General features: G+C 58.7%; 13 protein-coding genes. 6 read left to right on the forward strand and 7 right to left on the reverse strand.

Translation table 11 applies throughout. The annotated features are described in order from the left end of the window. Positions 1 to 34: 34 nt before the first annotated feature. From ACR0D9_RS05825 to ACR0D9_RS05835, 3 genes are all read left to right on the forward strand, one after another. On the forward strand, positions 35 to 778 hold the full coding sequence (locus ACR0D9_RS05825) for a hypothetical protein (RefSeq protein WP_480538012.1): 744 nt from the start codon (positions 35 to 37) through the stop codon (positions 776 to 778). Further along, a complete protein-coding gene (locus tag ACR0D9_RS05830; RefSeq protein WP_480538014.1) occupies positions 775 to 1704 on the forward strand; it encodes a glycosyltransferase family 2 protein in 930 nt (309 codons plus the stop codon). Before ACR0D9_RS05825 ends, ACR0D9_RS05830 begins: the two co-directional genes overlap by 4 nt. A 186-nt stretch (positions 1705 to 1890) precedes the next feature. Next, the gene (locus ACR0D9_RS05835) at positions 1891 to 3237 is read left to right on the forward strand and encodes a DEAD/DEAH box helicase (RefSeq protein WP_480538016.1); all 1347 of its coding nucleotides are present in this window, start codon (positions 1891 to 1893) and stop codon (positions 3235 to 3237) included. On the opposite strand, the gene ACR0D9_RS05840 is transcribed toward ACR0D9_RS05835, so the two are convergent. The 3 genes from ACR0D9_RS05840 to ACR0D9_RS05850 are packed head-to-tail and all read right to left on the reverse strand — an operon-like array spanning position 3234 to position 5256. After that, a complete protein-coding gene (locus ACR0D9_RS05840) occupies positions 3234 to 4136 on the reverse strand; it encodes an EamA family transporter (protein ID WP_480538018.1) in 903 nt (300 codons plus the stop codon). The two genes, ACR0D9_RS05835 and ACR0D9_RS05840, sit on opposite strands and share 4 nt — an antisense overlap. A 21-nt stretch (positions 4137 to 4157) precedes the next feature. Further along, a complete protein-coding gene (locus ACR0D9_RS05845) occupies positions 4158 to 5060 on the reverse strand; it encodes a fatty acid desaturase (RefSeq protein WP_480538020.1) in 903 nt (300 codons plus the stop codon). Further along, positions 5053 to 5256, reverse strand: coding sequence for a DUF2061 domain-containing protein (locus ACR0D9_RS05850; RefSeq protein ID WP_267366130.1), 204 nt, complete (start codon positions 5254 to 5256; stop codon positions 5053 to 5055). Before ACR0D9_RS05850 ends, ACR0D9_RS05845 begins: the two co-directional genes overlap by 8 nt. A gap of 105 nt (positions 5257 to 5361) precedes the next feature. Here ACR0D9_RS05850 and ACR0D9_RS05855 point away from each other — a divergent pair, with 105 nt between their 5' ends. After that, on the forward strand, positions 5362 to 6231 hold the full coding sequence (locus ACR0D9_RS05855) for a helix-turn-helix domain-containing protein (RefSeq protein WP_480485412.1): 870 nt from the start codon (positions 5362 to 5364) through the stop codon (positions 6229 to 6231). Positions 6232 to 6310: 79 nt separating this feature from the next. Next, positions 6311 to 6493 (forward strand): hypothetical protein, encoded by a 183-nt coding sequence (locus ACR0D9_RS05860; protein ID WP_267366128.1) that lies wholly within the window; start codon positions 6311 to 6313, stop codon positions 6491 to 6493. Between the two features lies 1 nt (position 6494). On the opposite strand, the gene ACR0D9_RS05865 is transcribed toward ACR0D9_RS05860, so the two are convergent. The 3 genes from ACR0D9_RS05865 to bcoG all read right to left on the reverse strand — a co-directional run bounded on the left by ACR0D9_RS05865 (position 6495) and on the right by bcoG (position 9715). Continuing rightward, positions 6495 to 7253 (reverse strand): SDR family oxidoreductase, encoded by a 759-nt coding sequence (locus tag ACR0D9_RS05865; protein ID WP_480485410.1) that lies wholly within the window; start codon positions 7251 to 7253, stop codon positions 6495 to 6497. Continuing rightward, positions 7250 to 8716: a carnitine 3-dehydrogenase gene (locus ACR0D9_RS05870; protein ID WP_480538245.1), complete on the reverse strand. Its 1467-nt coding sequence runs from the start codon at positions 8714 to 8716 to the stop codon at positions 7250 to 7252. The genes ACR0D9_RS05865 and ACR0D9_RS05870 overlap by 4 nt, the downstream gene beginning before the upstream one ends. A gap of 84 nt (positions 8717 to 8800) precedes the next feature. After that, positions 8801 to 9715 (reverse strand): 3-dehydrocarnitine:acetyl-CoA trimethylamine transferase BcoG, encoded by a 915-nt coding sequence (bcoG, locus tag ACR0D9_RS05875; RefSeq protein WP_480538022.1) that lies wholly within the window; start codon positions 9713 to 9715, stop codon positions 8801 to 8803. A gap of 133 nt (positions 9716 to 9848) precedes the next feature. On the opposite strand from bcoG, the gene ACR0D9_RS05880 reads away from it, so the two are divergent. Continuing rightward, positions 9849 to 10835, forward strand: coding sequence for a GlxA family transcriptional regulator (locus ACR0D9_RS05880; RefSeq protein ID WP_480480596.1), 987 nt, complete (start codon positions 9849 to 9851; stop codon positions 10833 to 10835). Positions 10836 to 10902: 67 nt separating this feature from the next. On the opposite strand, the gene ACR0D9_RS05885 is transcribed toward ACR0D9_RS05880, so the two are convergent. Then, a complete protein-coding gene (locus ACR0D9_RS05885) occupies positions 10903 to 11949 on the reverse strand; it encodes an aldo/keto reductase (RefSeq protein ID WP_480480594.1) in 1047 nt (348 codons plus the stop codon). Between the last annotated feature and the right edge of the window lie 16 nt (positions 11950 to 11965).

Genomic DNA, 11965 nt, shown 5'->3' on the forward strand with positions numbered 1-11965 from the left:
GCACAGCCGAGTCTGCCTGTGCAATTCTGCGCGCATGAGCAAGGATGAACTGACTTTCCCCGGCGGTCTGCCCGACATGCTGGACAGGTATGAAAACCGGCGCAGCCCGTTTCAGTTCGGCACCACCTCGTTGCCTGACCTTGACATCGACCTCATTGAACTGGCCGGTCGCACATTGCCCGAAAGTGCGACTGTGCCCCCGCCGAAGCCTAATACAAGCTGGGATCGCAAGCGCGCTCAGATAGCGCGGGAATTTGTCGGAAATTCTGAACTTGCTTTCCTGAATGCCCAGTTGATCTCGAACCTGCGAAAGCGGTCCTTCCCACGCCACGCCCCGCTTCTGTTTTGCCGCCTTTGGGACGAACAGTCGGACCACCTTCTGTCCACGCTTGATCTGCGGTGGCTGGTCTCGTCGGTTCAGACCTTTGCGGACCACGGCCAAACTGCAACCCAGCGCGAGGTTGGTCATGCGTTGCGCATGTTGTTCGGCATGATGAAGCTTTATGAGTTCGAGAGGCGCTTTTCGCAGCTGCCCCCGGAAACACCATTTCCGTATCAAAAATTGAAACACGTCCCGCTGCCCTATCAGATGAAAGGGTTTTCCCTTGGAAGTGGCGGGCTGGACGTCAATCTGATTGCCCCGATCTGGACCAAAGCCCTAAGCGACACCACCATCGCGCCGCTGGTCGATCACTTGATGATCGAGCTCAACAGTGATCCCGGCGGTGTCTTTCGCCGCCTGAAACTCATGCGCGAAGCGCGCGCGCAGCGCACATGACCACATGGGGTGTCGTGTCGATGGTCAGGGGCCCGACCGAAGATGTCCTTCGGTTCGTGGCCTATCACCTCGATCTGGGTGCCGAGACCATCTATATCTATCTGGATGAGCCGAACCAGCGCACGTTCGAGGCGCTGAAGGCGCATCCCAGTGTTTGCGTACAGGTTTGCGATGATGCTTATTGGCAAAAACTAAAACGCACGCGACCGGACAAGCACCAGGTTCGCCAATCGGTCAACGCCACATACGCCTATCGTGACACGCATCTGGATTGGCTGGCCCATATCGATGTTGACGAGTTTTTGTGGTCGCCGACCCCAATCTCGGATGTGTTGCGCGAAGTCCCGGACAAGGTTCACGCCGCCCGTGTCCGCCCGATCGAGGCGCTGGCAGGCGGCGGCGACCTGTACAAGGCGCATGTGCCGCAAAGCCCGGCCCGTACAGAGTTGATTGAGATGCTTTATTCCAACTATGGGGCCTTCGTCCTTGGCGGGTTCCTCAGCCATGTACAGGGCAAGTTGTTTGCGCGCACGGGATTGAAACGTCTGAGTTTTCGTATCCACAACCTGTTTCAGAACGGGAAATTGCTGCCGTGCAAATACGAGCTTGCGCAGGTCGATCTATGCCACCGCCATGCGCCGGACTGGGACCACTGGATCGCACATTATCCGTTCCGCATGGATCGCGGCTCGTATCAGGCAGGTATGGCCCCGAATGCCCCGCGCGAGATGGGGGGGCTGAACAAGAATGAATTGCTCAGTTGGATTGAAAGCGAACACGGCGAGGGTGGGCTGCGCGCGTTCTTCAACGAAATGAGCGGCGCTGACCCAGAAGTCCGCGCCCGGCTGGAGCAGAACGGGCTGATCCGCCATCGCGCATTGAATCTGGACGAGAAACTGGCGAAACACTTTCCCGGAAGCTGCTGAATTGTTGCGCAAAACTCGAACCTGTCTCAATGATACCCGGATGCAGCGGTCTTTATTTGACCCCGACCAACGTTTTTGTTATGTCCGCGTCCAAGCCGAAATGTCGCATCATGCGCATGGCCATCCGGGCCCGGCACATCTTATACGCGCGGGCCAGGTCAAGTGTCCGCATTCAACCGGACTTACATGACAAAGTTTAGCGAACTGAACCTGAACCCGAAGGTCCTCAAAGCCATTGAGGAAGCCGGATACGAAACCCCAACTCCGATCCAGGCAGGTGCGATTCCGCCCGCATTGGAAGGGCGCGATGTTTTGGGCATCGCCCAGACAGGCACAGGTAAAACCGCCAGCTTCACGCTGCCGATGATCACACTGCTGGCCCGTGGCCGCGCGCGTGCGCGTATGCCACGTTCGCTGGTACTGTGCCCGACGCGGGAACTGGCCGCACAGGTGGCCGAGAATTTCGACACCTATACCAAACACCTGAAACTGACCAAAGCGCTGTTGATCGGCGGTGTCAGCTTCAAAGAGCAAGAAGCCCTTATCGACCGCGGTGTCGACGTTCTGATCGCCACGCCGGGCCGTTTGCTGGATCATTTCGAGCGCGGCAAGCTGTTGCTGACCGGCGTGCAGATCATGGTGGTGGATGAGGCGGATCGGATGCTCGACATGGGGTTCATCCCCGATATCGAACGCATCTTCTCACTGACACCTTTCACCCGTCAGACCCTGTTCTTCTCGGCCACCATGGCGTCCGAGATCGAACGGATCACCGACACGTTCCTGTCGGCCCCTGCCCGGATCGAAGTGGCCCGCCAGGCCACCGCGTCCGAGACCATCGAACAGGGCGTCGTCATGTTCAAAAGTGGGCGTCGGGACCGCGAGGCCAGCAACAAACGCAAGGTTCTGCGCGAGCTGATCGATGCCGAAGGTGACAAATGCACCAACGCAATCATCTTCTGTAACCGCAAGACAGATGTCGACATCTGCGCAAAGTCATTGAAAAAACACGGTTACAACGCTGCCGCCATCCATGGTGATCTGGACCAGTCGCAGCGGATGAAAACACTGGATGGTTTCCGTGAGGGATCATTGCGCCTGCTGGTCGCCTCAGACGTTGCTGCGCGTGGCCTGGATGTGCCAGCCGTCAGCCATGTGTTCAATTTCGACGTCCCCGGCCACCCCGAGGATTATGTGCACCGCATTGGCCGCACCGGCCGCGCCGGCCGTGAAGGTAAAGCCATCACAATCTGTTCGGGACGCGACGAAAAAGCACTGGTTGCGATCGAAAAGTTGATCCAGAAAGACATCCCGCGCATAGACAACCCGGTTCAGGACGACCCCAGACCCGAACAGCCAAAGCCTGAGAAAAAGGCCAAAGCCCCCGAGAGCCCGAAAGAAGGCAAAAAGGTTCGCGAACCGAAGGGGCGCAGTCGTGGGCGCAAGGAAGACACCGGCCCGACCGTCGTGGGCATGGGAGATCACCTGCCCAGCTTCATCGCGCTCAGCTTTGACGAACGTCGCGCCAGCTAGATTGCCAGAACAAGCGCTAAAATCGAAAACCCAAGCAACATCATCCCGGCGATTTCGCGCCGGGTGATCGTCTCGCGGAAGAACAGGATCGACGCCATCAGGCTAAAGATCAGCTCAACCTGCCCCAGCGCTTTGACATAAGCCGCATTCTGCAAGGTGAAGGCCCAGAACCAGCAAAACGAGCCGCCGAGGCTGGTCAGGCCGACAAATACCCCGGTCTTTCTCGTTTGCCAGACTGCGCGCAGTTCGGTCCGGTCGCGCCACAGCAGCCATATCCCCATGCTGGCGAACTGGAATGTCACCACTGCGGCCAACGTTACCAGCGCTCGGAACCACGCATCGATATCGCCCAGTTGCAGTGAAGCCCCACGATAGCTGACGGCGGAAAACGCAAACAAAACACCTGATCCAAGCCCCAATTGCGAAGCCCGATTGGTCAGATGGCGCCACCAGGGGCCGTCCCCACCGGGTGTTTTTGACAACAAAAGCACAGCCATCAACCCCAACAGGATCGCGATCAACGCGCCGCGCGAAACACTGTCCCCCAGGATCAGGAAGCCAACTATCGCAGTCTGGATCACTTCGGTTTTCTTGAAGGTAATTCCAACGGCAAAATTGCGTTGTTTGAACAGCGCCACCACGCAGATCGTGGCAAGGATTTGCGCTGTCCCGCCGATGACCGCGTAAAGCCAGAACAAACTGCTGAGCCGGGGCATACTCGCCCCAGTTATCTGCAACGCAGCACATAGCCCGATAACGGCCAAAGGCATGGAATAGGCAAACCGCGCAAAAGTGGCACCTGCGGCGGACAATTTCACGCTGGCCAGCGACTTTTGCAGCATGAAACGCACAGTCTGGAAACTGGCGGCAGCAATTGTGACAGGGATCCAGAGACTCATGCCACCCGTTGTGTCGTCAAATCAAGACTTTGGCCAGAGCGGATGTGGCACAGGGTCTTTTGCGCGAAAGAAATACTGCCGGAAAATCTGTGCATAGGACCGGTAAACATAAGCCTCATTGCAAGCCAAATACCTGTCCTTTCCGTCCCTGTACAACGTTGGCAGGCGATACCATGGTGCAGTCGGATTCATATGATGAACGACGTGCAGGTTATTGTTCAGAAACAGGAAAGCCAAAGGCCCGCGATCTTCGATGATTACCGTGCGGGCGCGGGATTTTTCATGTGCACGATGTTCCAGAAACGTACGGATCTTCAAAAGCGACAACCCCAGATAGGCCGCGATCAGATAGGCCCAAACCGGCATGGCCGATTGCGCAACAACCCACAGCACCACTACCGCGCCGGGCAGATGCACAGCCCATGCCAGCAGGATCGCCCTGTCCCCGCGCATAAATCCGCGCCATTCGTCCCGCATAAACAGAACCTGACCAAGGACGGGTCCCAGCACCATCCGCCCCAACAGCGTGTTGTTCAGGCTCAGGATCCTCTGCGCAAGCCGGGGCAATCCCGACCAGATATGCGGATCCAGATAATTCGATTCCGGGTCGTCATAGGGGTCCGTCAAGGTGGCATCCTGATGATGCGCCAGATGCAGGTCCCGAAAGCGGTTATACGGAATGGCCAATGTCAACGGCAGTGCCATCAACGCCTCATTCAGCCATTTGGCACGAAAAGGGTGCCCGTGCAGGGCCTCATGCGTCAGTGACGAATGCAAAGCCGCAACAACACCCAGAGCAGGGATAGCCAACCACAAGCATGTGTTTGCCATCCAGAACAGACCGGCAAGCCACGCAGCATAACACAAGACGATCAGGAAAAACGTGCCCCATTCGGGCGATTTGGGTGTCGTAGGGTCAGCCATTTCGGCCCCACGAAATGTTTGCCCAAATTCTTTCGTAAATCACGTACATCGTCAGGCCGATGGCCGTGTTCACCAGCGCCAGCGCCCCTCCTACAGCGGCCGAGCCTGTTGCCAACAGGCCCACCATTGTCATGATCGCCAACCCCATCGCATTCCAAACGATCGCTTTCACGACTGATCTTCGCCGCGTTTCCATTCCGAACCCCGTTTTTTTCTTACTCAAAGCGTTACATCCGGACCCCGGCATTGAAAATTCTGAATATGATTAACAAAACTCATCAATTGTGATAAAAATCATGTCATGCAGGAAAATATCGACAAGCGCGACCGTGCCGCGCAATTTCGTCTCCGCCTCGCCCGCGCGATGGAAGAGCGTCATGTCAGCCAAAGTGCCCTTGCGCGCAATATTGGCGTTGACCGCTCGACCGTTTCCCAATTGCTGACAGATCATGGCGCGCGGTTGCCCAACGCACATGTTGTTGGCGGATGTGCAGCGGCGCTCGGCGTTTCGGCCGACTGGTTGCTGAGCCTATCTGACAGGCCGGAAAGCGCGGCTGAGCTTCTGGCTAACTCGCTGACCTTTACCGAGGCCCCACGCGCCCTTGTCGATGAACGTATCTTCGAGTGGCATCAGGAGGCCGCCGGATACAAAATCCGCTATGTCCCGGCCACCCTGCCCGACATGCTCAAGACGCGTTCGATACTGGAATGGGAATACGCCCCGCATCTGGGCCGGACCGCTGACCAAGCCATCGGCGCGTCGGCGGATCGTCTGGCATGGATGCGCAGCGCCCAGTCAGACTATGAGATCGCCATGCCGTTGTTCGAAATCGAAAGCTTTGCAAGCGCCACTGGGTATTATCAGGGTCTCAGCCCCGAGGTTCGGCTGGAACAGATCGATCACCTGTTGGCGCTGTGCGAACAGCTCTATCCGCGGATGCGTATCTATCTGTTTGACGCAAAACGGCTTTATTCCGCACCCGTGACGATTTTCGGCCCGCTGCTTTGTGTATTTTACGCAGGAAGTCACTATATGGCCTTCCGCGACCGGGATCGGATCGAGACATTCTCACGCCATTTCGACACACTGGTACGCGAGGCCGACGTGGCCGCCCGGGACTTTCCAAACCATCTGCGTCGCCTCAGAACGGCGGTTTCCCGCGACTGGTGATGCAGCGCCATCCAACCTGTGCTATTCTACTGTGGCGCGAACCATAAGGCATTCCGAACACAGACGGAGGAGCACAGGAATGGACGCAATTCAAACCGCTCAATACGCACGTGCACTTTTTGCCGCCCATGGAGACCAAGCCGAGGCCGAAGCCGCGCAAAAAATGCGCGACTGCGAAGCTGCCGGAAACCGGCAAGAAGCCCAAGACTGGCAGGCAGTCCGTCAGACCATCCGCCAGATCCGTGGTCCAAACCAGGGCTGAGTTACAATTTCGGGTCCGGGTTGACCGTGTGGCCATCCACCGCAATCACCTGACCTGAAACCAGACGTGCCGCATCTGAGGCAAGGAAGACTGCCATATTGGCGACATCCTGCGCTTCGACGAAGCGCCCCATTGAGGTGCCCGAGGCATAGCCCCGATAGACCTCATCACGGGTCATGCCCTTGGCTGCGGCCTCGCGGGTCAGGACGCCCTCCATCCGAGGGCCTTCAACTGCGCCCGGACAAATGGCATTGGCACGGATGCCATAGGGCCCCAGCTCCATCGCCAGTGTTTTCATCAACCCGATGACCGCCCATTTTGCCGACGCATAGGGCGCCCGGAACGGGTAGCCATACTGCCCGGCTGTCGACGAGGTCAGAATGATGCTGCCCGCCCGCGCCGTTTTCATCAGCGGCGCTGCATATTTTGCCGCCAGAAAAGCACCGTCCAGATTGACCGCGACACAAGAACGCCACGCGTCCAGATCAATATTCTCAATGTCATTTGTCGGGCCGGCAATACCGGCATTGGCGCAGAGCACATCCAACCCGCCTGTCGAACGGACGGCGTCAAATACCGCGCGCATGTCAGCCTCGTCCGCAACATCGGCTCGGTGCCCGGTCCAATGTTCGGGCAAAGTATCCAACGCCGCCTGATCGATATCAGTAACCCGGACGTCATAGCCAACCGCGTCAAACGCCTCGGCCATGGCCCGGCCGACGCCTGACGCGCCAGCCGTCACCAGAACCCGGCGCGTCATGAAGGCTTCCTGATCGCTGCGCCTGCGCCCTCGGGATAAGGCAATCCGGCCTGAGCCTCTGCAACCCGCGCCATAGCCGCTTCGATTTCAGCAGATGGCGCGCTGGGGCGGCGGGTTTCCAGGCTGACATGCAGCAGAAAACTTTCACCCGTGGCCAGCAGCTTGTCGTCCTCATACATGCTGTGGAACACATGCAGCTTCTTGCCCTGCCCCAACAGCATCTGCGTGCGCACGTCGATTTTTGCACCGGCATGAGCTTCATCCAAATAGCGAATGTGGTTCTCCGCTGTGAAATAGCTGCCGCCTGAGGCAATGTAATCCGCATCGCATCCGATGATTTCCATGAACCGATCGGTGGCGGCGGCAAAGGCCTCCAGATATCTCGCTTCGTTCATGTGGCCGTTGTAATCCGTCCAGTCCAGCGGGACGGCCCGCGACAGGGTCAGGATGGGCTGGCTCAAATCCGCCTGATCCAGCGTCGGCAGCGCTCCAGGTTTCAACCGTGCGTCATGTTGGTTCAGCACCGCACCCGCGCCGTAATTCTGCGCCTTGAGGGCCCGCATCATGCCAACAAGATTGTTGTCGCGAATACGCTCCAGCTCTCGGATCGAATGCATCCCGGATTGTGCGTCAGATTGACTGGCGATCAAATCGACCAGTTCGTCAGTGAACTCGGGAACATCCATCAGCTTGGTCCACGGCCATTTCAAGGCAGGTCCGAACTGCGCCATGAAATGCCGCATCCCCGCCTCGCCACCGGCCACGCGGTAGGTTTCGAACAGACCCATCTGCGCCCAGCGGATGCCGAAACCCATACGGATGGCCTCGTCAATCTCTTCGGTCGTCGCAATGCCATCCTTGACCAGCCAAAGCGCCTCGCGCCAGACAGCTTCCAGGAACCGGTCGGCAATATGCGCATCGATCTCTTTCTTGACGTGTAGCGGGAAAAACCCAAGCGATTTCAACAGGTCCTGGGCCTGTTTGATCATCTCGGCCGGGTTCTTGTCCGTTGGTACAAGCTCGATCAAAGGCAGCAGGTAAACCGGGTTGAAGGGGTGAGTCACCACGATCTGCTCGGGGCGCAGCGCTCCGTCCTGAAGTTCGGACGGCTTGAACCCACTGGTCGAGGATCCGATGACCGCGCCCGGATCGCAAGCCTCCTGCAAGCCTTTGTAAACCTTCAGTTTCAAATCCAGACGTTCCGGCACACTCTCCTGTATCCAACGCGCACCCTTAACCGCTTCGGCCATGTCGCTGTGAAAGCTCAGCACACCCTCGGCTGGCAACGGAACGTCACTCAGCCCCGGCAAGGACCGTCTTGCGTTGTCCAGCACCTCGCCAATCTTGCGTTCCGCCTCGGGGTCAGGGTCAAACACCCGCACATCCCAGCCATTGAGCAGGAACCGCGCGGCCCATCCACCACCGATAACTCCGCCCCCAATAATTGCTGCCGTTTTCATGATTTCCCACCTACTGGCTGCGCATGTTTCATCTTTTTAGAAATATTCCGGGGGCTTGGGGGCTGGCCCCCAAAACCCGCGTGTCCATTATTTTGCAACAGGTGCCTGCTTGGTCAGCCCCAGCTTCGCACGGACTTCGTCAGGGCCGATCACGCGCGCGCCCATATTCTCGATGATGGATCCCGCACGTTCCACCAGTTGCCAGTTCTCGGCCATTACGCCCTTGTCCAGCCAAAGGTTGTCCTCAAGCCCCACGCGCACATTGCCGCCCGCGAGAACCGAAGCCGCGACAAACGGCATCTCGTTCCGTCCCAGTGAAAACGCGCTGAAGGTCCAGTCATCCGGCACGTTGTTTACCATCGCCATAAAGGTATTCAGATCATCCGGCGCACCCCACGGTACCCCCATGCACAGCTGGACCAAAGCGTTTGGTGCCAGAATCCCTTCCTTCACCAGTTGCTTTGCAAACCACAGGTGGCCAGTGTCAAAGGCTTCGATCTCGGGCTTGACACCCAGATCGGTCATCATCTTGCCCATGGCGCGCAATGCCCCGGGCGTATTCGTCATAACATAATCTGCCTCAGCAAAGTTCATTGTGCCGCAGTCCAGGGTGCATATCTCGGGCAAACATTCGGCAATATGCGCCACACGTTCGGATGCTCCGACCATGTCCGTGCCCGCGGCCACGGGAAACGGGTTTTCAACACCGCCGAACACGATGTCGCCGCCCATGCCGGCCGTCAGATTCAATACGACGTCCACATCAGCGTCGCGGACGCGGTCTGTCACCTCGCGATACAGATCCAACCGGCGGCTTGGCGCACCGGTCTCGGGGTCGCGCACGTGGCAGTGTACCACTGCCGCCCCGGCCTTGGCGGCAGCGATTGCGCTGTCGGCGATCTGCCGCGGCGACCGCGGCACATGCGGGCTGCGGTCCTGCGTCCCGCCCGAGCCGGTTACGGCGCAGGTAATAAAGACTTCGCGGTTCATTTCCAGAGGCATGGTGTTTTCCCCAAGTTATACCCGGTTCTGCCTTGGGTTTTCCCCAGGCTTTTCCCCGGATTCCGATTTGCGTTCTGACCCGACTCTGGCGCAGCTTTGGGAAAACCACTTGGCAATATGCGAATCAAACTTGATGAAATCCGCAAAAAACATACTGCAACCGGAACACCGCGCCCTGAAAACCGCGGTGCTTGTGCTGGACGAATGCAACACGCTCAGCTTTGCCTCTGCGGTGGACCCGATGCGGGCCGCGAACCGTCTGGCAGACCGCCCGGCCTTTGACTGGGACTATGTGACCGCGACGCCAGAACCCGCAATGCTGACAAGTGCGTTGCAAGTGCCCGGTATTCCACTGGCCCGGCTGCAATCCTGCGACCTGATGATCGTGGTCGCCGGGTTCCAACTGGCCCGCCACGCCACCCCCAGCCTTCTGGCTGGTCTGCGCCGCATCGCCGGCACCGGCGCAACGATGGCAGGCATTGATGGCGGTCCCTGGCTTCTGGCCGAGGCCGGGCTACTGGACGGCCACCTGGCAACAACCCATTGGGAAGACCTCGAAAATTTCGCCACCCGGTTTCCCGAAGTTGATGTGCGCACCGACCGCTTCACCGTTTCGGGCAACCGCCTGACTTCGGGTGGCGCAATTCCGGCTGTCGAGATGATGCTGCACATCATCGCCGCCCGTCACGGCGCGAGTTTCGCCGCGCGTGTTGCGGGCCTGTTCCTTTACGATGGCGCTCCGGACCCTGGAAAACCGCAAAGCCGCACAGGCGTACCCCATCGCCACACAGCACTGACCGCAAAGGCCAACTCAATGATGCAGGCGTCACTGGATGATCCCCTGCCGCTGGCCTATATCGCAGATCGCCTAGGCACCAGCCCGCGGACGCTGCAACAACAGTTCCGCCTGCGCCTGAACACGACGCCGCAGGACCACTATCTGCAACTGCGCCTGGCCGAGGCCCGTCGTCTGGTCACCGACACTGATATGCCATTGATGGATGTGGCGCTCGCCACCGGCTTTGCCTCACAATCCAGCTTTGCCCGCGCTTTCCGCACCGCCCACGGTCAATCGGCCCGCGACCTGAGACACGAACGCGCGCATCCCACCCATCACTGACCGGATCCACCTTCATCTGGCCCAAAATATCCCGGGGGCGTCGCCAAAGGCGACGGGGGCAGAGCCCCTAAAACGGCATCGGGTGCGCCCGATGCGCCCTGCTGATCTCGGCCAACACATCCTTGGGTAATTCAAGATCCACGCCCGCCAGAATATGATCCAGCTGTGCAACGGTCGTGGCCCCGAAGATTGCCGACATCATGAACGGGCGCGTCCGGCACCACGCCAGTGCCATATGCACCGGATCCAGACCATGCCGCGCGGCGATGTCCAGATAAGCTGCAACCGCCTCGAAAACACGACCGGATTTCCGGCCTCCCATCTCGGGCACAAAGGACATACGCGATCCGTCGGGGACGCAGTCATTTTGATACTTCCCGGTCAAAAATCCTGCCGCCAAAGGGGAAAACGCCATCAGCCCAACATCTTCATGCACACTCAACTCACCCAGGTCGGTGTCGAAATGGCGGCACAGCAATGAATATTCGTTCTGCACCGATGCCACGCGCGGCGCCCCCATCTGTTCGGCCAGCCGCAGCCATTGCGCGGTTCCCCAAGCGCTTTCATTCGACAGGCCAAAGGCACGGATATTGCCCTTGTCCACCTGAGCCTGCAATGCCTCAAGGCATTCCTGCATGTTGCTCAGCACTTCGTCCGTGTTTTCGCCAGACGGCGCATAATCCCAATTCTGCCGAAACATATAGCTGCCCCGATTGGGCCAGTGGAACTGGTAGAGGTCGATGTACCCGGTCTGCAATCGTCGCAAAGACCCCTCAATCGCTTCGGGTATGGTGCGGGCGGTGATCGGCGCACCATCACGGACAAAGGACAGCCCCGCGCCGGAATGCTTGGTCGCCAGAACATAATCACCCCGGCGGGTAGGATTGGCGGCATTCCAGTTTCCCAAAATCTCTTCGGTGCGCCCGATCGTTTCCTTCGCGACAGGGTTCACCGGGTACATTTCGGCCGCGTCGACAAAGTTGATCCCCGCGTCCAGCGCCATATCCATCTGCCGGTGCGCATCCGTTTCAGATGTTTGAGAGCCAAATGTCATCGTGCCAAGGCACAGATCGCTCACCATAATTCCGGTACGGCCCAAAGGCTTCTTCTGCATCGTCGTATCTCCTGAA

The sequence above is a fragment of the Ruegeria sp. AK11 genome, from assembly GCF_056541095.1.